The organism is Bradyrhizobium sp. GW821-FHT13H05 (assembly GCF_058804065.1).
Genome location: NZ_JBXAPO010000001.1, coordinates 652,390 through 669,619, shown reverse-complemented (window position 1 = coordinate 669,619; position 17,230 = coordinate 652,390). Strand labels below are relative to the sequence as shown.

The following is a 17,230-nucleotide window of genomic DNA, read 5'->3' as shown; positions in this document are numbered from 1 at the left end:
GGCAAGCGTCGTCAAAGGGAAAAGATCGGCAAAGGAAAAAGGTTGGAGCTGACATGACACGCCTCTCGCTTTCTCTCGGCCTTGCCGCGCTGGCCGCAATCGCCTCCGCACAAGCCGCCGAACTGCCGGCGGAGATCAAGCAGGCGGGCGCGTTGAAGCTCACGGTCAACTCCACCTACGCACCGATGGAATATCGCGATCCCGCCACCAACGAGCTGGTCGGCCTCGATATCGATCTGGCCAACGAGCTCGCCAAGCGGCTCGGCGGCCTCAAGATCGTCTGGAGCGAGACGCCGTTTGCCGAGCTGATCCCTTCGCTCCAGACCAAGCGCGCCGATTTCATCATTAGCGGCATCTCCGACCGCGCCTCGCGGCGCGAGACTGCCGATTTCGTCGATTACCTCGCAACCGGCCCGCAGTTCTTCGTGATGGCGGAGAGCGAAGCCAAGGCCGCGATCGATCTCTGCGGCAAGAAGGTCGGCACCACCCGCAGCACCAGCTTCCCGGTCGAGATCGAGAAGTGGAGCAAGCAGAATTGCGAGACGGCCGGCAAGCCGGCGATCCAGTACGTCCCGGGTGAGAACTCGATCGACGTCCGCAACCAGCTCAAGCAGGGCCGTATCGACGCCGCCGTGCAGGGCAGCGAGACGCTGCCTTATGCGCAGACCCAGGAGCCCGGAAAATACCGCGTCGTCGGTGAGGCCTTCGCCAGGGGCTACCAGGGCATCATGTTCCGCAAGGACGATACGGTCCTGCGCGAGGTCGTGACCGAGAAGCTCACCGCCATGATCGCCGACGGCTCCTACAAGGCCGTTCTCGACAAATGGGGCCTCGGCGCCAACGCGGTCGCACAGCCCATGCTGAACGCGGCGCCGCAATGAAGCCGGCGCCGGCACTCGCGGAGGGTTTCCCTGATCTGTCGGGGATGCGGATCGCGCGCGAGCCGCACTGGTTCCGCTGGCTCAGCGCGGCCCTGATCGTCCTCGTGCTGGCGGCGATTGTGCGCGCGTTTGCCAATGGTCAGATCGAATGGTCCTATGTCAGCCGCTTCCTGACCGTGAAGGTCATCCTCGAAGGCATCGTCAACACCATGGTGATGGCGGTGCTGGCGATGGCGCTCGGCATCTTCCTCGGCATCGTGGTTGCGGTCATGCGGCTGTCGCCCAATCCGGTGCTGAAGACGGTCGCGGCCGGCTACACCTGGCTATTCCGCGGCACGCCGCTGATCCTGCAATTGCTGTTGTGGTTCAATCTCGCGCTGGTGTTTCCGACCATCGGCATTCCCGGTCTGTGGAGTGGCCGCGCCGTCGATGTCATGACGCCGTTCCTCGCCGCGCTGCTCGGGCTCGGCATCAACCAGGGCGCCTATACCTCCGAGGTGATGCGCGCCGGCATGCTCTCGGTCGACATCGGGCAGTATGAGGCCGCGCAGGCGATCGGCATGGGACGGCTGCGCGCGTTGCGGAGGATCGTGCTGCCGCAGGCGATGCGCGTGGTGATTCCGCCGCTCGGCAACGAGTTCATCGGCATGGTGAAGGCGACCTCGCTCGCAAGCGTCATCCAGTATCCGGAATTGCTGCACAACGCCGAAAACATCTATTACGCCAATTCCCGCGTCATCGAGCTCTTGATCGTCGCCGGGCTCTGGTACCTGCTCGTCGTCTCGATCCTGACCCCGCTCCAGATGCTGCTCGAACGCCGTTTTGCACGCGGCACATTGCGGCTCGCGCGATGACAAAACCCCTCGTCGCGATCCGCTCCGTGAGCAAGAATTTTGGAGAGTTCCAGGCTCTCAAAAACGTCTCGCTCGACGTCTGGCCCGGCGAGGTGATGTGTCTGATCGGCGCCTCCGGCTCTGGCAAGACCACGCTGCTTCGTTGCATCAACCAACTGGCCGCGATCGACAGTGGTGGCATCTGGCTTGACGGCGAGCTGCTCGGCGTGCGCGAGCAAAGCGGACGGCTGCATCGCCTCAGCGAGGGCGAGATCGGACGGCAGCGGCTGAAGACCGGCATGGTGTTCCAGCGCTTCAATCTGTTTCCGCACAAGACCGCGCTCGAAAACATCACCGAAGGCCCAACCCAGGTTCAGGGGCGCAAAGCCGATGAGGTGCGCGCCGAGGCGCTCGAATTGCTCCGTCGCGTCGGACTTGCGGCCAAGGCGGACTCATATCCCGCGCAGCTTTCCGGCGGCCAGCAGCAGCGCGTGGCGATTGCGCGGGCGCTCGCCATGAAGCCGATGCTGATGCTGTTCGACGAGCCGACCAGCGCGCTCGATCCCGAGCTCGTCGGCGAGGTGCTCGCGGTCATGAAGGAGCTGGCGAAGAGCGGCATGACCATGATGGTTGTGACGCACGAGCTTGGCTTCGCGCGAGAGGTCGCCGACCGCGTCGTCTACATGGACCAGGGTGCAATCGTCGAACAGGGGCGCGCATCCGACGTGCTGGGCGCGCCGCGCGAGGAGCGCACAAAAGCATTTCTTTCGGCAGTAATCTGAAATTGGGGGCGTGTTGATGAAGAGACTTTGGGTTGCTGCGGCGCTGTTCGGCGCCATGACTGTTTCGGCTTTAAGTGTTCAGGCTTGGGCCATCGAGTTGCCGGCTGAAATCGCCAAGCGCGGCAGCATCAAGGTCGCGCTGGTGCCGAACTATCCGCCGATGGAGTTCCGCGATCCCGCCACCAACGCGCTGTCCGGCTTCGACATCGACCTCGGCGAGGCGATCGGACGCAAGCTCGGCATCAAGATCGAATGGCAGGAGACCAGCTTCGATCAGTTCATGCCGTCGATCTCGACAGGCCGTGTGGACGCGATCCTCTCGGGCTTTACGGACTATGCGAGCCGGCATGAGACGGCGAGCTTCGTCGACTATCTCAAGAGCGGTCCGAACTTCTTTGTGCAGCAGTCGCGTGCGGCCGAGTTCAAGGACCTGGTCTCGCTCTGCGGCAAGAAGGTCGGCGCCAGCCGCCGCACCAAGTTTCCGGTCGAGATCGCGGCCTGGAGCGAGAAGAACTGCGGCAGCAATCCGATCGTCTTCGTCGGCACCGACGGCTCGGGCGATGCCCGCACCCAGCTCAAGCAGGGCCGCATCGACGCCGCCGTGCAGGGCAACGAGACGCTGCCTTACATCATGGATCTCGAGCCCGGCGCGTATGCACCTGTTGGCACGCCCATCTCGCAGCAATTCACTGGCATCGCCCTGCCGGTCAAGGAAAAGGCACTTCAGCAGGCCATGCTGGAGGCCGTCGACGCGCTGATTGCCGACGGCACCTATCGTACCCTGCTCGCCAAATGGAAACTGAGCGACAACGCAATAGAGAAGGCGACCATCAATGCTGGACAGTAAGGCACTCAAGAGCATCCCGCTCGTTCCGGCCAACACCGCGGATCCCGCGCCCGAATATCCCTGGCCGAAGCCCTACAATTCGGCGATGTTCCTGTCGTTCGACGTGGACGCGGAGAGCGCCTGGACCAGCAAGGACGCGGTGCACGCGCAGCGGCTTATCACCATGAGCTATGGCGGCTATGAGGCGCGCGTCGGCACGCCGAAACTCCTGGAGCTGCTCGACCAGCTCGACCTCAAGGCGACCTTCTTTGTGACGGGGTGGTCGGTCGACGCGCATCCGGCGATGGCGGAGTCGATCCTCAAGGCTGGCCATGAGATCGGCCATCACGGTTATCACCACCTGTTGCCCGATCCCGGCGATCCCTGGATCGAGGAGGAGTTGGAGCGCGGTTTCGAGGCGCTGAAGCGCCGGCTCGGCGTCAAGCCGACCGGCTATCGCGCGCCTTACGGTGAGTTCACCGAGGAACTGCGCGTCGCGCTGGTGCGGCACGGCATCGTCTATACGTCTTCCTTCCGCGACGACGTTCGGCCCTATCGCCACCGCCTCGCCGACGGCAAGCCCGGCACGATCGAGCTGCCGGTGACGGCGAGCTACGACGACTGGATGCACGGCCTCTCTGCCCGCTTCAGCCCGCGCTCGATCTTCCCCAAGGAGCACGTGCTCTCGATCTGGAAGGACGAGCTCGACGAAACCAGAGACTGGGGCGCGATGGTGACGACCGTGCTGCATCCGCAATGCAGCGGCCGTCCGATGCGGCTGCGCCTGCTGCGCGAGTTCCTGACCTACGCAAAATCCTGCCCGGATGTGTGGATCACGACCGGCGAGAAGATCGCGGAAAATTTCCTGCGCCATGAGGCCGGTAACCGCTGAGTAGTACCATGACCCGCATCCTCGTCATCAACCCCAACTCTTCGGCGTCGGTGACCGCCGCGATCGACGACGCGGTTGCGCCGCTGCGGATATCAGGCGGACCTGATATCGAGGTGGTCGGTCTTGCCGAGGGACCGCCGGGCATCAGCTCGCAGCGCGATGCCGACAGCGTCGTGATGCCGCTGGTCAGCCGCGTGTCGCGCGACGATGCAGATGCCTTCGTGCTCGCCTGCTTCAGTGATCCCGGCCTGCATGCGGTGCGCGAGGCGGCCGGTGGCCGCCCGGTGATGGGTATCGCCGAATGCGGCATCTTTCGCGCGCTGATGCTCGGCGAACGCTTCGGCATCATCGCGCTGTCGCCGTCGAGCATCCGCCGCCAGCAGCGCATGGCGCGGGTGATGGGCGTTGACAGCCGCTACGCCGGAAGCTGGTCGGTCGGTGCGAGCGCGGCGGAAACGGCTGGCGCCGACATCCGGGGAAGGTTGATCGAAGCCGGTCGCGCCCTAGTCACCCAATGCCGCGCCGACGTCGTGGTGATGGGCTGCGCCGGCATGGCGTCGCATCGGTCGGCGATTGCGGATGCGATCGGCGTGCCTGTGGTCGAGCCGGCACAGCAGGCGGTGGCCGCGGCGATCGGCGCGGTCTTGTTGAACACATAAGAAGAAACGATTCAGGAGCCTCTTGTAATGCCTATCTCTCGCCGCTCGCTCCTTGGGGCTGCCGCAGCAATGCCGGCGCTGTCGTTTCCCGGCATCGTCCGCGCCGAATCCCAGACCACGCTGCGCTTCATTCCCGTGATCGACCTTGCCTTCGTCGATCCCATCTATTCGACCGCGCAGGTGTCGCGAAACCATGGCTTCATGGTCTATGACACGCTCTACGGCATGAGCTCATCGCTCCAGGTCTCGCCGCAGATGCTGTCGGGCCACGTCATCTCCGGCGACCAGCTGCAATGGGACCTCAGCTTGCGTGATGGCCTGTTCTGGCATGACGGCGAGCGCGTGCTCGCCCGCGACTGCGTCGCCAGCATCCGTCGCTGGGCGGCACGCGACGGTTTTGGCGGCGAGTTGATCGAGGCGACCGCCGAGTTGTCCGCTACTGACGATCGCACCATCCGTTTCCGCCTCAAGCGACCGTTCCCGTTGCTGCCGCAGGCCCTTGGCAAGGCCGCGATCAACCCCTGCTTCATGATGCCGGAGCGGCTGGCGAGCCAGGACCCGTTCAAGCCGCTGACCGAAGTCGTTGGCAGCGGTCCATTCCGCTATCTCGCCGACGAGCGCGTGCAGGGCGCCCGCAACGCCTATGCCAAATTCGACCGCTATCAGCCGCGCACCGACGGCAAGCCGGATTGGACCGCGGGTCCGAAGATCGTGCATTACGACCGCGTGGTCTGGACCACCACGCCCGATGCCGGCACCGGCGTCGCCGCGCTCCAGACCGGCGAGCAGGATTGGCAGGAGACCACGCCGCACGATCTGTTGCCGATCATCAAGGCCGCCGGCGATATCGAGACGCGCATCCTCGATCCCCGCGGCTACGCCTGCATGCTGCGACTCAATCATCTGCAGCCGCCGTTCGACAATCCCGCCATCCGCCGCGCGTTGCTGGGGGCGATTGATCAGTCTGCGTTCATGACGGCGGTGGCCGGCACTGATCCCGCCTTCCAGATGTCGCCGATCGGCTTCTTCGCGCCGGGCACGCCAATGGCGAGCGAGGTCGGTCTCGACGTGTTCCGCGGTCCGCGCAACTACGACAAGGTCAAGGCCGATCTGAAGGCCGCCGGGTACAACGGCGAGAAGATCGTGCTGCTCGTCCCCACCAACTCGCTGGCGCAAAAGCCGCTCGGCGAGATCGCTGCCGACACGCTGCGCAAGGCCGGCATGAACGTTGAATATGCCGGGCTCGATTTCGCCGTCGTGTTGCAGCGCCAGCTCAAGAAGGATCCGATCGGGCAGGGCGGCTGGAGCGCCGCGGTCGGCAATTGGCAGGGCATCGACTGGCTCAACCCGGCCGGCAACACCAACATCCGTGGCGAGGGCAAGGTCGCCGGCTGGTATGCGAGCACGAAGATGGGCGAGTTGCGCAGCCAGTGGCTGGCGGCCTCCGAACTCGCCGAGCAGCAGCGTATCTGCCGCGAGATCCAGGCGGTCGCGTTCGAGGAAATCCCCTATATTCCGATCGGGCTGTACAAGCAGCCGACCGCCTATCGCAAAGCCATCACCGGCATTCTCGACGGCACCGCCGTCTTCTGGAACGTACGCCCCGCATGAGCACCACGGCAATTTTCGGCAGCTATGTGCTGTCACGGAAAGACGGCGCGCAGGATGTGCTGCGCGACCATTGGGTTCTGGTCGAAGGCAAGAAGATCGCCGCGGTGACGCGCGACAGACCGAGTGCGGATCAGGTCTACGATCGTCCCGGCCGCTTCGTGCTGCCGGGCCTGCTGAACCTGCACAATCACTGCTTCTCTGAAGCCGTGGCGCGCAGCCACAGCGAGGACGGCAACGGCCGCAAGAACAGCCAGAGCATCGTCTATACGGTGCTGCTGCCGCTGACCAAGCGCGGTGCCGAAATCCTGTCAGCAGAGGAGCGGCTCGCGGTCGCCCGGCTCGGCATTCTCCAGCTCCTGAAGGGCGGCGCCACCACGGTGATGGAGCCGTTCCGCAACTCGATCCCGGAGATGTTCGACGCTGCGGAAGAGATGGGTATCCGCTTCTACGGCGCGCCCTATCTGTTCTCGACGTCGGATGCCAAGGCCGGCGCCGATGGCGTGGTCCGCTATTCCGGCGACGACGGCGCCGCCGACATGGCGACATGGGACGCGCTCTACCAGCGCTGGAACAATCGCGGCGATGGTCGCATCAGTCTTGCGATGAGCCCGCATGCGACCGACACTTGCGGTCCCGATCTCTTGAAGGCCTGCGCGACGCGCGCGCGCGAGCTCGGCGTACCCATCACGACGCACATGGCGCAGAGCCGCGGCGAGGTCGAGACCATCGGCAAGCGCTATGGCGGCCGCACGCCGGCGCAATATCTGGACTGGCTCGGGTTGCTCGCGCCCGATCTCATGGCGGCACATTGCATGTTCAGCTCGGACGATGACCTCAAGCTGATGGCCGCGCGCGGCATGACCGTGCTGAACTGCCCACGCGTGTTCGCGCGTGCGGGCATTACCGCAGCCTTCAGCCGGTTCGCCGAGCATGGCGTCCGCACCGTGGTCGGCACCGACGGTTACAACATGGACCTGCTCGGCGAGCTCAACGCGGCTTCGCTGATTTCCAAGGTCATTTCGGCGCGTGCCGATGTCGCCAACTCGCCCGAGCTGATCGAGGCGAATACGGCTGTTGCCGCCGACGTCATCAAGCGGCCGGATCTCGGCCGGATCGAGCCCGGCGCCACCGCCGACCTCACAATCGTCGATCTCACCCATCCCCATCTTCAGCCGCTGTTCGATCCGCGCCGCGCGCTGATCGCACTCGCCAACCGCGCCAATATCGATCAGGTCATGGTCGACGGCCGCATGCTGGTCGATGCCGGGCGTTATCTCGGCGCTGACGAGGCGGCGATCACCGCGGCTGGCACCGCGGCAATCGGCAAGATCTGGGACCTGCCGGAAGCACAGGCCGCGTTCAACGGCTGAGCGCCGCCTCGGGCAGATCGTCGAATTCGGCCAGCGCCTTGCGCATGGTCTCGACCAGATCCAGCGCCACCGGCGAGGGGCTGCGTTGCGCCGGAAACACCGCGGAGAATTCGAAGTCGATGCGCGGCAGGAAGCGACGCACGACGACGCCGCGGGTGGAGAACTCCTGCGCGGTGAAGGGATCGCAGATGGCGACCCCTAGTCCCGACGACACCATGCCGCACATGATCTCCGACAGCGTGGTTTCGACCCGGAGCACGCGGCGGACATCGTGGCGATGGAAGACCTGGTCGACGAGATGCCGGCTCGACGATCCCGCCGACAGCGAAATGAACGTCTCGCCCTCGAAGTCGCGCGGCTCCAGCACTTCCTTCTCCGCGAGACGGTGACCGGTCGGCAGCACCGCGACGCGGGCCGGCGCCGGCAGCCGCTGGCTTGGCAAGCCGGAATGCGCGATCGGCACCTCGGCAAAGCCGACGTCGCACTGGTTGTTCAACACCCAATCGACCACGATCGGCGAGATCACGCCGAAGAAGGCAAGGTTGAGGTTCGGCCGTTCTTTCAGAAATTGTCCGGTGAGTCGCGGCAGATAGCCGTTCGACAGCGCCGGCAGTGCTGCGATGCGCAGCGAGCCGGTGCGGCGTCCGCGGATTTCTTCCGCCGCCGCGGTGATGCGTTCGAGGCCGACGAAGGAGCGCTCCACTTCAGTATAGAGCGCCATCGCCGCAGCGGTCGGCACGAGGCCGGTGCCACGCCGCTCGAACAGCTCCATCTTGAGCAACGCCTGGAGGTCACGCAGCAACCGGCTGACCGCCGGCTGCGTCACCTTCATCAGCGCCGCCGCCTCGGTCACGCTGCCCGTGAGCATTGTCGCGCGGAAGGCCTCCACCTGCCGCGAATTGATCCGGGCCATATCCGATTCCATTCATAACATTTAGGCATGCAGAGGGTGCCATTATTCATTGGACGATGGAAGCCCGAGTTTGCGATCTTTTTCATCAGGACTGGAGACAGCCCGCTTTTTCGGCAGATTGGAGGGATTCGAACCTCCAGATCGCGCCAGAACCCGCCGAGCAGGGGCCGGAGCCCTGATCGGAGATGGGTTTGCGCGGAAGGAAATGCGGCAACGCGCTTCAGCCAGCGAGACTCGTCGGCACGTCACCTCATTCCGGTATTGGAGATCGGTCCATATGAAGACTCTTCGCCTTCTGACAGCGGTCAGCATCGCGGCACTCATTGCCGCCCCGTCGGTCGCATCGGCCCAGCAGAAAACGCTCTATGTCGCCGGCTACGGCGGCTCGTTCGAGAAGACCATCCGCGACGAGGTGATCCCGGCCTTCGAGAAGGAGAACGGCGTCAAGGTCGAGTACGTGGCTGGCAACTCCACCGACACGCTGGCCAAGCTCCAGGCGCAGAAGGGCAACCAGCAGATCGACGTCGCCATCGTCGACGACGGCCCGATGTACCAGGCGATCCAGCTCGGCTTCTGCGGCAAGCTCGACAGCCTCCCGGCCGATCTCTACGACACCGCCCGCTTCAAGGACGATCGCGCCGTCGCGATCGGCATCGTCGCGACAGGCCTGATGTACAACACCAAGGTGTTTGCGGAAAAAGGCTGGGCGCCACCGACCTCGTGGAACGACTTGAAGGACACGAAATACGCCAAGCAGCTCGTCATCCCGCCGATCAACAACACCTATGGCCTCGAAGCGCTGGTGATGCTGTCGAAGATGAACGGCGGCGGCGAGTCCAATGTCGATTCCGGCTTCAAGATCTTCAAGGAGCAGATCAATCCGAACGTGCTGGCCTACGAGCCGTCGCCGGGCAAGATGACCGAGCTGTTCCAGTCTGGCCAGGCCGTGATCGCGGTGTGGGGCACCGGCCGCGTGCAGAGCTTTGCCAATACCGGTTTTCCTGTCGACTTCGTCTATCCGAAAGAGGGCGCGGCGACGCTGCTGACGACCGCCTGTCCGATCACCAAGCCGAACGCCTCGCCACTCGCCTCCAGCTTCGTCAAGATGCTGCTCGAACCCAAGATCCAGCTCGTGATGCTCAAGGAATACGGCTACGGCCCGGTGCTGAAGTCGCTGGTGGTGCCGCCGGAGTTCGGCAAGATGGCCCCGATCGGCGAGCGCGCGGCAAAACTCTATAATCCGGACTGGACCGTCATCAACGAGAAGCGCGAGGAGTGGACCAAGCGCTGGAATCGCGAGGTCGAACGCTGATCGTTCGTAGCGGAGACAGCGTCATGGCCTATCTCGAGCTCGATCGGGTCGCAAAACAGTTCGGCGCGCAGACTGTGGTCGACGACTTCAGTCTGTCGGTGGGGAAGGGGGAGTTCATCTCCTTCCTCGGCCCGTCCGGCTGCGGCAAGACCACGACCCTCCAGATGATCGCGGGCTTCCTTGACCCCTCACGCGGCGCGATCCGCCTCGAGGGCAAGGACCTTGCCGCGATCCATCCGGCCAAACGCGGGCTCGGGATCGTGTTCCAGAGCTACGCGCTGTTTCCGCACATGACCGCGGCGGAGAACGTCGCCTTCGGCCTCGAGATGCGCAACGTGCCGCGCGGTGAGCGGGCCGAGCGCGTTCGCGCCGCGCTCGCGATGGTCGGCCTTGCCGGCTACGAGGGCCGCCATCCGCGCCGGATGTCCGGCGGTCAGCAACAGCGCGTCGCACTGGCGCGCGCATTGGTGATCAAGCCGAGCGTGCTGCTGCTTGACGAGCCGCTGTCGAACCTCGACGCAAAACTGCGCGAGGAGATGCAGATCGAGCTGCGCCAGATCCAGCGCACGATCGGCACCACCACGATCCTGGTCACCCACGATCAGAACGAGGCGATGTCGCTGTCCGACCGCATCGTGGTGATGAGCCAGGGCAAGATCGAGCAGATCGGCACGCCGCAGGAGACTTATGAGAAGCCGGCCTCGGCCTTCGTCTCGCAATTTTTGGGCAAGACCAACGACTTTGCCGCGACGATCGATCGGACCGCGGCGCCCGCGCGCGTGGTGGCGGGCTCCTGGAGCGCGCCGGCACCGGTTGGCCTCAGCGGTCCCGTGACCGTCAGTATTCGCCCTGAAAGGATCGGCTTTGGCGATGCCGGCCTCAGCGCGAAGATCGTCACCCGCATTTTCCAGGGCAATCACTGGCTGTTCCAGTGCGAGAGCGAATGTGGTCCTGCGATCGTGATCCGCCAGAACGACGGCCAGTCGCAGCCGACGGAAGGCGCGGCGGTCTATCTCGCCTGGCGGCCTGAAGACATGAGCGTGCGCACTGGGGCTGCCGCATGAGCGCGGTCGCAGACACGTCTCCGCAGGGGGCCGCCGATGCGCGAATTGCACGCGCGCCATGGCTGCTCTCGGCACCCGCCTTGATGCTGTTCGTCGGCGTGCTGCTGATTCCGCTGGCGATGACCGTGATGCTGTCGTTCCACGATTGGGGCCAGTACAAGGGCATCGAGCCGGTCTTCATCCTCAAGAACTGGCGCGAGATTGCGACCGATCCCTATTACGCGGAAATGTTCTGGCGGACGTTTCGCATCGCCATCCTGACCACGCTGCTCACCGCATTGCTCGGCGCGCCCGAAGCCTACATCCTCAACCGGATGGACGGCCGCTGGAAGAGTTTTTTCCTGCTGGTCATCCTCGGGCCGCTGCTGATCTCCGTCGTGGCGCGCACGCTCGGCTGGGCGCTGCTGTTCGGCGGCAACAACGGCCTCGTCAACAAGCTGCTGATGTCGGCCGGGCTGATCCGTTCTCCCATTCCCTTCATGTTCACCGAAACAGGCATGGTGATCGCGCTCGCGCATGTGATGATGCCGTTCATGGTGCTGTCGGTGTGGGCGGCGCTGCAGCGGCTCGATCCGCAGATCGAGAATGCCGCGATGTCGCTTGGCGCAGGCCCCGTGACCATCATCCGCCGCATCATCATGCCGCAGATCATGCCGGGCGTGCTGTCGGGCGCGATCATCGTTTTCTCGCTGTCGGCCAGCGCCTTCGCGACACCCGCGATCATCGGCGGCCGCCGACTCAAGGTCGCGGCGACACTCGCCTATGACGAGTTTCTCAACACGCTGGACTGGCCGCTGGGGGCCGCGGTCGCCACGCTCTTGCTGGTGGCGCTGGTCTTGATCGTCGTCGGCAGCAACGCGCTGATCGAACGCCGCTATGCGGAGGTGTTCCGATGAGACGGAACGGCCCGCTCGCGCTGATCTTCCACACTGTCTTCGTCATCGTCATGGTGGCGCCGATCCTGGTGGTCTGCCTCGTCGCCTTCACGCCCGAAGGCTTTTTGTCGCTGCCGACCAATGGCTTCTCGCTGCGCTGGTTCAGGGCGATCGGTAACTATCCCGAATTCATCCACGCCTTCTGGGTTAGCCTTGGGCTCGGCGCGCTGTCCTCCTTCGTGGCGCTGCTGTTCGCCGTGCCTGCGGCGCTTGCGCTCGCGCGCTATCGCTTCCGCGGGCGTGATGCGCTCGCGGCGCTGTTCCTGTCGCCGCTGATGATCCCGCATGTCGTGCTCGGCATCGCCTTCCTGCGCTTCTTCACCTCGGCGGGCCTCGGCGGCAGCTTTGCCGCGCTGATCATCGCCCATGTCATCATCGTGTTTCCGTTCGCGCTGCGGCTGACGCTGGCGGCCGCGACCGGCATGGACCTCTCGGTCGAAATGGCGGCGGTTTCGCTCGGCGCCAATGGCTGGACGCTGTTCCGCCGCGTGACCTTGCCGCTGATCCTGCCCGGCGTCATCAGCGGCTGGGCGCTCGCCTTCATCCAGTCCTTCGACGATCTCACCATGACCGTCTTCCTCGCGGCACCCGGCACCGAGACGTTGCCGGTACGCATGTTCCTTTATATCCAGGACAACATCGATCCGCTGGTGACGTCGGTCTCGGCCTGCGTGATCGCTGTTACCATGACCGCCCTCATTTTGCTCGATCGCTTCTACGGGCTCGACCGTGTGCTCGCCGGCAAGGGCGATACGGGACGATAGGAGAACTCATGTCAGGGGATTACGACGTCGCCGTCGTCGGCGGCGGATTGCTCGGCTCCGCCATTGCCTGGGGCCTTGGAAGGCTCGGCAAGAAGGTGGCCGTGCTCGACGAAGGTGACATCACCAAGCGCGCCTCGCGAGCGAATTTTGCGCTGGTCTGGGTCCAGAGCAAGGGGCTCGGCATGCCGGCCTATACGGTGTGGACCGTGCAGGCGTCGCAGGCGTGGGGCCGGCTTGCTTCCGAGCTGAAACAGCAGACTGGGCTCGACGTCAGCCTGCAGCAGAATGGCGGCTTCCATCTGACGCTTGGCGAGGACGAATTCGGCCAGCGCACCGAGCTGGTCAAGCGCATGCACAACCAGACGGGTGCGGCCGACTACAAGATGGAGATGCTCTCCGCGTCCGAGGTGAAGAAGTCGCTGCCGCTGATCGGGCCAGAGGTCTCCGGCGGCAGCTATTGCCCGCTCGACGGCCACGTCAATTCGCTACGCACGTTCCGAGCCTTCCACACCGGCTTCAAGGAATTCGGCATCGACTATTTCCCGGAGCGTCCGGTCTCGGCGATCAGCAAGAGTGGCGGCGAGTTCCGCCTGACCACGCCGAAGGGCGAGCTGCGCGCTGCCAAGATCGTGCTCGCCGCCGGCAATGCCAACCAGACGCTGGCGCCGATGGTCGGCCTCTACGCGCCAATGGGCCCGACCCGCGGCCAGATCGTGGTGACCGAGCGTACCATGCCGTTCCTGCCGCATCCCCTGACCACGATCCGCCAGACCGACGAAGGCACGGTGATGATCGGCGACAGCAAGGAGGACGAGCTGGATGATCGCACGCTCAAGCATTCGATCAGCGCCGTGATGACCGATCGTGCCCAGCGCATGTTCCCGCATCTGTCGCGGCTCAACGTGGTCAGAAGCTGGGCCGGCATCCGCGTCATGCCGCAGGACGGCTTTCCGATCTACGACCAGTCGGAGACGCATCCCGGCGCCTTCGTCGCCTGCTGCCATTCCGGCGTGACGCTCGCTTCCAACCACGCTTTCGAGATCGCCCGCATGGTTGCGCAAGGCGCGCTCGAGCCCGAGCTGGTCGGTGCGTTCTCGGCCAGTCGCTTTGGCGGTGCGGGCGCGGCGAACACCAGCGGCTATTAGAGATATCAAGGAGCCAAGAGGCATCCCATGTTTAGACGATCCGAACAGGATAAACGGCCGCAAGTGCAGATCTTCGTCGACGGCGTCGCCGTCCCGGCGCGGCAGGGTGACACCGTCTCCGCTGCGCTGCTGGCCTCGAGTTGCGACGCACGCCGTTCCACCGCGGTGAGCGGCGCGCCGCGGCTGCCCTATTGCATGATGGGCGTGTGCTTTGACTGCCTCGTCACCATCGACGGCGTCGGCAACCGCCAGGGCTGCCTCGTGCCCGTCGCCGAGGGCATGCAGATCGAAATCCAGAAGGGCAAGCGGGAGATCGGAAAATGACTGTGGCTCCCAAGCGCGAAGACTACGACGTCGTGGTGATCGGCGCCGGCCCCGCGGGCCTCGCTGCCGCCGCGACATCTGCCGAAGCCGGCCTGTCCACGCTGCTGCTCGACGAGAACGTCGGCCCCGGCGGCCAGGTGTTTCGCGCCATCGCTTCGACGCCGGTAACTGAACGCAGCCAGCTCGGTGCTGACTATTGGGTCGGTGCCGATCTCGTGCAGGCGCTGCGTGCGAGCAATGCCGAAATCATCCATCGCGCCACGGTCTGGAGTCTCGATCGCAATCTCGACATCGCGGTCTCCGTCGGCGGAGCCTCTGCCTTCGTCAAGGCCAAGCGCGTGATCCTCGCGACCGGTGCGCTGGAGCGGCCGTTCCCGATTCCCGGCTGGACCTTGCCGGGCGTGATGACCGCGGGCGCCGCGCAGACGATGTTGAAATCATCGGCGCTGGTGCCCGATGGCCGCACGGTGATCGCGGGGCAGGGGCCACTGCTCTGGCTGCTCGCCGCGCAGATCCTGCGTCTCGGCGGCCGCATCGATCGCATCCTCGATACCACCGAGCGCGGCAATTATTTCGCGGCGCTCCCGCACGCCTTCGCATTCTTGACCTCGCCCTATTTCGTCAAGGGCCTGTCGATGATGCGCGAGGTGAAGGCGAAGGTGCAGGTTGTCTCCGGCGTCACAGAACTCGCTGCGGCCGGTGATGGCCAGCTCGCGAGCGTCAGCTATGTCGCCGGTGGCAAGCGCGAGACCATTCCGGCCGATCTGCTGTTGCTGCATCAGGGCGTGGTGCCCAACGTGAACCTCGCGATGTCGGCGGGAATCGAGCATCGCTGGGACGAGCTGCAATTGTGCTGGTCGCCGGTGCTGGATGCGAGCGGCAATTCGTCGGTCGCGGGCATTGCGATCGCCGGTGACGGGGCCGGCATCGGCGGCGCGAACGCTGCCGTGGTGCGTGGCCGCATAGCGGCGCGTGCGGCGGTGGAAGCGCTGGCACCCGCAGCTGCGGCAAAACTTGCGTCGACGGCAACGCTCCGTGCCGATCTTGCCAAGGCCGAGCGTGGCCGTCTCTTCCTCGACACACTGTTTCGGCCCGCGCCGCAGTTCCGCATTCCCTCGGGCGACACCATCGTCTGCCGCTGCGAGGAAGTGACGGCAAAGGACGTTCTCGATTCCGTCGCGATCGGCGCGACCGGACCGAACCAGCTCAAGGCCTATCGCCGCACTGGCATGGGCCCGTGCCAGGGCCGGCTCTGCGGCCTCACCGTCACCGAGCTGATGGCGCAGGCGCGCGGGAAGACTCCGCAGGAGATCGGCTATTACCGGCTGCGCGCGCCGGTGAAGCCGATCACGCTCGCCGAGCTCGCCGCCGTCCCGAAGTCCGAGGCCGATATCAAGGCCGTGGTGCGCGGATGACCACAAACGTGGATGCGATCGTCATCGGCGGCGGCATCCACGGATGCTCGACCACGCTGCATCTGTGCCTCGCCGGCCTGAAGCCGTTGCTGATCGAGAAGGACTACGCCGGCCGCCATGCTTCCGGCGTCAACGCCGGCGGTGTCCGCCAGCTCGCGCGGCACATCCCCGAAATCCCGCTCTCGATCCGCTCGATGGGGATCTGGGAGAAGATTTCAGATCTTCTTGACGACGATTGCAGCTTCGAAAGCTACGGCCAGGTGCTGGTCGCCGAGAACGAGGAGGAGCTCGCGGTCTGCCGCGCACGTGTCGCCGAGCTCAACGCGCTCGGCTTCACCCATGAGGAGCTGATCGACGCCGCCGAGCTGCAACGGCTTGTACCTGCGGTCGCCGACACTTGCCCCGGCGGCGTGGTCTCGCGCCGTGACGGCGCCGCCAATCCGGCGCAGACGACGACGGCGTTCCGGCGCAAGGCCCAGCAGCTCGGCGCTACTGTGCGCGAAGGCGTAGCCGCCACCAACATCCGTTACATCAACGGCTTGTGGTACGTCGATGTCGGCAGCGAAACCTTTGCCGCACCGGTGCTCGTCAACGCCGCCGGCGCCTGGGCCGGCAAGATCGCAGCTGCGCTTGGCGAGCCCGTTCCGGTCGAGACCGTGGCGCCGATGCTGATGATCACCTCGCGCGTGCCGCATTTCATCGATCCCGTCGTGATCCTGCGCGGCCGCAAACTCTCCTTCAAGCAATTCAAGAACGGCACCGTGCTGATCGGCGGCGGCCATCTGGCGAGGCCCTATCAGGACCGCAACGAGACGGTGCTGGACTGGAAGAGCCTCGCGACCAGCGCCCGCACCGTGTTCGAGCTGTTTCCGGTGATGCGCAGCGCGACGATCGTTCGCGCCTGGGCCGGCATCGAGGCCAAGATGAAGGACGACATCCCGGTATTCGGGCCGAGCTCCCGCCACAGGGGCCTCTACCACCAGTTCGGCTTCTCGCTGCACGGCTTCCAGCTCGGCCCCGGCGCCGGCGCCGTGATGGCGGAGCTGATTGTCAATGGCGGTACCCAGACCCGCGTCAGCGATCTCGGCATCGACCGCTTCCATCCTTCCACGCTCTAGCAATACGAGGACATCATGAGCATCACCCGCAGCATCCGCACGCCCATCATGCATCGCGCCGTCGAAGCCAACGGCTTCGTCTTCGTCGGCGGCACCATCGCCGACGACACCTCGGTCTCGATGGGCGACCAGACCCGCAACATCCTCGGCAAGATCGCCGGCTATCTGAAGGAAGCCGGCACCGACAAGAGCCGCGTCGTCAGCGCCTCGATCTTCGTCACAGACCTCTCCAAGAAGAAGGAGATGGACGCGGCCTGGACCGAGTTCTTCGGCGACAATCTGCCGACCCGCGCCACCGTCGGCGTCGCCGATCTCGGCGGCGGCGCGCTGATCGAGGTCGTCGTCACAGCGCTCAAGGGCTGATAACGTCTTCGCTCTTCCACCTT

Annotated in this window: 18 protein-coding genes; 17 read left to right on the top strand and 1 reads right to left on the bottom strand. The window is 65.1% G+C overall.

All coding sequences use genetic code 11. The features are described 5' to 3' along the window. Positions 1–53 precede the first annotated feature (53 nt). The 8 genes from AC1RR3_RS03170 to AC1RR3_RS03135 are packed head-to-tail and all read left to right on the top strand — an operon-like array spanning position 54 to position 7,854. Positions 54–881 (top strand): ABC transporter substrate-binding protein, encoded by an 828-nt coding sequence (locus tag AC1RR3_RS03170; RefSeq protein WP_492819235.1) that lies wholly within the window; start codon positions 54–56, stop codon positions 879–881. Further along, positions 878–1,735, top strand: a complete 858-nt coding sequence (locus tag AC1RR3_RS03165; RefSeq protein WP_492819233.1) for an amino acid ABC transporter permease — start codon at positions 878–880, stop codon at positions 1,733–1,735. The genes AC1RR3_RS03170 and AC1RR3_RS03165 overlap by 4 nt, the downstream gene beginning before the upstream one ends. After that, positions 1,732–2,496 (top strand): amino acid ABC transporter ATP-binding protein, encoded by a 765-nt coding sequence (locus AC1RR3_RS03160; RefSeq protein WP_492819231.1) that lies wholly within the window; start codon positions 1,732–1,734, stop codon positions 2,494–2,496. The genes AC1RR3_RS03165 and AC1RR3_RS03160 overlap by 4 nt, the downstream gene beginning before the upstream one ends. Positions 2,497–2,512: 16 nt before the next feature. Next, the gene (locus AC1RR3_RS03155) at positions 2,513–3,343 is read left to right on the top strand and encodes an ABC transporter substrate-binding protein (RefSeq protein WP_492819229.1); all 831 of its coding nucleotides are present in this window, start codon (positions 2,513–2,515) and stop codon (positions 3,341–3,343) included. After that, positions 3,330–4,214, top strand: coding sequence for a polysaccharide deacetylase family protein (locus tag AC1RR3_RS03150; RefSeq protein ID WP_492819227.1), 885 nt, complete (start codon positions 3,330–3,332; stop codon positions 4,212–4,214). The genes AC1RR3_RS03155 and AC1RR3_RS03150 overlap by 14 nt, the downstream gene beginning before the upstream one ends. Before the next feature lie 8 nt (positions 4,215–4,222). Further along, a complete protein-coding gene (locus tag AC1RR3_RS03145; RefSeq protein WP_492819225.1) occupies positions 4,223–4,873 on the top strand; it encodes an aspartate/glutamate racemase family protein in 651 nt (216 codons plus the stop codon). A 27-nt stretch (positions 4,874–4,900) separates the two neighbouring features. Next, positions 4,901–6,484 (top strand): ABC transporter substrate-binding protein, encoded by a 1,584-nt coding sequence (locus AC1RR3_RS03140; protein ID WP_492819223.1) that lies wholly within the window; start codon positions 4,901–4,903, stop codon positions 6,482–6,484. Further along, positions 6,481–7,854, top strand: coding sequence for an amidohydrolase family protein (locus AC1RR3_RS03135; RefSeq protein ID WP_492819221.1), 1,374 nt, complete (start codon positions 6,481–6,483; stop codon positions 7,852–7,854). The genes AC1RR3_RS03140 and AC1RR3_RS03135 overlap by 4 nt, the downstream gene beginning before the upstream one ends. Here AC1RR3_RS03135 and AC1RR3_RS03130 read toward each other — a convergent pair. Beyond that, on the bottom strand, positions 7,844–8,767 hold the full coding sequence (locus AC1RR3_RS03130) for a LysR substrate-binding domain-containing protein (RefSeq protein WP_492819219.1): 924 nt from the start codon (positions 8,765–8,767) through the stop codon (positions 7,844–7,846). The two genes, AC1RR3_RS03135 and AC1RR3_RS03130, sit on opposite strands and share 11 nt — an antisense overlap. 277 nt (positions 8,768–9,044) lie before the next feature. On the opposite strand from AC1RR3_RS03130, the gene AC1RR3_RS03125 reads away from it, so the two are divergent. Genes AC1RR3_RS03125 through AC1RR3_RS03085 form a run of 9 tightly spaced genes read left to right on the top strand, consistent with a single transcriptional unit; the run spans position 9,045 to position 17,207 of the window. Continuing rightward, positions 9,045–10,079 carry an ABC transporter substrate-binding protein gene (locus AC1RR3_RS03125; RefSeq protein WP_492819217.1) on the top strand — a complete coding sequence of 345 codons (1,035 nt, stop codon included), beginning with the start codon at positions 9,045–9,047 and terminating at the stop codon, positions 10,077–10,079. Positions 10,080–10,102: 23 nt separating this feature from the next. After that, positions 10,103–11,143: an ABC transporter ATP-binding protein gene (locus AC1RR3_RS03120; protein WP_492819215.1), complete on the top strand. Its 1,041-nt coding sequence runs from the start codon at positions 10,103–10,105 to the stop codon at positions 11,141–11,143. Further along, positions 11,140–12,039 carry an ABC transporter permease gene (locus AC1RR3_RS03115; RefSeq protein ID WP_492819213.1) on the top strand — a complete coding sequence of 300 codons (900 nt, stop codon included), beginning with the start codon at positions 11,140–11,142 and terminating at the stop codon, positions 12,037–12,039. Before AC1RR3_RS03120 ends, AC1RR3_RS03115 begins: the two co-directional genes overlap by 4 nt. After that, the gene (locus tag AC1RR3_RS03110) at positions 12,036–12,842 is read left to right on the top strand and encodes an ABC transporter permease (RefSeq protein WP_492819211.1); all 807 of its coding nucleotides are present in this window, start codon (positions 12,036–12,038) and stop codon (positions 12,840–12,842) included. The genes AC1RR3_RS03115 and AC1RR3_RS03110 overlap by 4 nt, the downstream gene beginning before the upstream one ends. Before the next feature lie 8 nt (positions 12,843–12,850). Next, entirely contained in the window at positions 12,851–13,987 is a 1,137-nt protein-coding gene (locus tag AC1RR3_RS03105) for an NAD(P)/FAD-dependent oxidoreductase (protein WP_492819209.1), read from the top strand. Between the two features lie 27 nt (positions 13,988–14,014). After that, entirely contained in the window at positions 14,015–14,311 is a 297-nt protein-coding gene (locus AC1RR3_RS03100; protein ID WP_492819207.1) for a (2Fe-2S)-binding protein, read from the top strand. Beyond that, positions 14,308–15,726, top strand: coding sequence for an FAD/NAD(P)-dependent oxidoreductase (locus tag AC1RR3_RS03095; protein ID WP_492819205.1), 1,419 nt, complete (start codon positions 14,308–14,310; stop codon positions 15,724–15,726). Before AC1RR3_RS03100 ends, AC1RR3_RS03095 begins: the two co-directional genes overlap by 4 nt. Continuing rightward, entirely contained in the window at positions 15,723–16,844 is a 1,122-nt protein-coding gene (locus tag AC1RR3_RS03090; protein ID WP_492819203.1) for an NAD(P)/FAD-dependent oxidoreductase, read from the top strand. The genes AC1RR3_RS03095 and AC1RR3_RS03090 overlap by 4 nt, the downstream gene beginning before the upstream one ends. A gap of 15 nt (positions 16,845–16,859) precedes the next feature. Beyond that, positions 16,860–17,207 (top strand): RidA family protein, encoded by a 348-nt coding sequence (locus AC1RR3_RS03085; RefSeq protein WP_018641632.1) that lies wholly within the window; start codon positions 16,860–16,862, stop codon positions 17,205–17,207. The last annotated feature ends 23 nt before the right edge of the window (positions 17,208–17,230 follow it).

Excerpts from the sequence above, each read along its gene's own strand:
- AC1RR3_RS03170 (WP_492819235.1), top strand. The coding sequence starts at position 54 with ATGACACGCCTCTCGCTTTCTCTCGGCCTTGCCGCGCTGGCCGCAATC.
- AC1RR3_RS03165 (WP_492819233.1), top strand. The coding sequence starts at position 878 with ATGAAGCCGGCGCCGGCACTCGCGGAGGGTTTCCCTGATCTGTCGGGG.
- AC1RR3_RS03160 (WP_492819231.1), top strand. The coding sequence starts at position 1,732 with ATGACAAAACCCCTCGTCGCGATCCGCTCCGTGAGCAAGAATTTTGGA.
- AC1RR3_RS03155 (WP_492819229.1), top strand. The coding sequence starts at position 2,513 with ATGAAGAGACTTTGGGTTGCTGCGGCGCTGTTCGGCGCCATGACTGTT.
- AC1RR3_RS03150 (WP_492819227.1), top strand. The coding sequence starts at position 3,330 with ATGCTGGACAGTAAGGCACTCAAGAGCATCCCGCTCGTTCCGGCCAAC.
- AC1RR3_RS03145 (WP_492819225.1), top strand. The coding sequence starts at position 4,223 with ATGACCCGCATCCTCGTCATCAACCCCAACTCTTCGGCGTCGGTGACC.
- AC1RR3_RS03140 (WP_492819223.1), top strand. The coding sequence starts at position 4,901 with ATGCCTATCTCTCGCCGCTCGCTCCTTGGGGCTGCCGCAGCAATGCCG.
- AC1RR3_RS03135 (WP_492819221.1), top strand. The coding sequence starts at position 6,481 with ATGAGCACCACGGCAATTTTCGGCAGCTATGTGCTGTCACGGAAAGAC.
- AC1RR3_RS03130 (WP_492819219.1), bottom strand. The coding sequence starts at position 8,767 with ATGGCCCGGATCAATTCGCGGCAGGTGGAGGCCTTCCGCGCGACAATG.
- AC1RR3_RS03125 (WP_492819217.1), top strand. The coding sequence starts at position 9,045 with ATGAAGACTCTTCGCCTTCTGACAGCGGTCAGCATCGCGGCACTCATT.
- AC1RR3_RS03120 (WP_492819215.1), top strand. The coding sequence starts at position 10,103 with ATGGCCTATCTCGAGCTCGATCGGGTCGCAAAACAGTTCGGCGCGCAG.
- AC1RR3_RS03115 (WP_492819213.1), top strand. The coding sequence starts at position 11,140 with ATGAGCGCGGTCGCAGACACGTCTCCGCAGGGGGCCGCCGATGCGCGA.
- AC1RR3_RS03110 (WP_492819211.1), top strand. The coding sequence starts at position 12,036 with ATGAGACGGAACGGCCCGCTCGCGCTGATCTTCCACACTGTCTTCGTC.
- AC1RR3_RS03105 (WP_492819209.1), top strand. The coding sequence starts at position 12,851 with ATGTCAGGGGATTACGACGTCGCCGTCGTCGGCGGCGGATTGCTCGGC.
- AC1RR3_RS03100 (WP_492819207.1), top strand. The coding sequence starts at position 14,015 with ATGTTTAGACGATCCGAACAGGATAAACGGCCGCAAGTGCAGATCTTC.
- AC1RR3_RS03095 (WP_492819205.1), top strand. The coding sequence starts at position 14,308 with ATGACTGTGGCTCCCAAGCGCGAAGACTACGACGTCGTGGTGATCGGC.
- AC1RR3_RS03090 (WP_492819203.1), top strand. The coding sequence starts at position 15,723 with ATGACCACAAACGTGGATGCGATCGTCATCGGCGGCGGCATCCACGGA.
- AC1RR3_RS03085 (WP_018641632.1), top strand. The coding sequence starts at position 16,860 with ATGAGCATCACCCGCAGCATCCGCACGCCCATCATGCATCGCGCCGTC.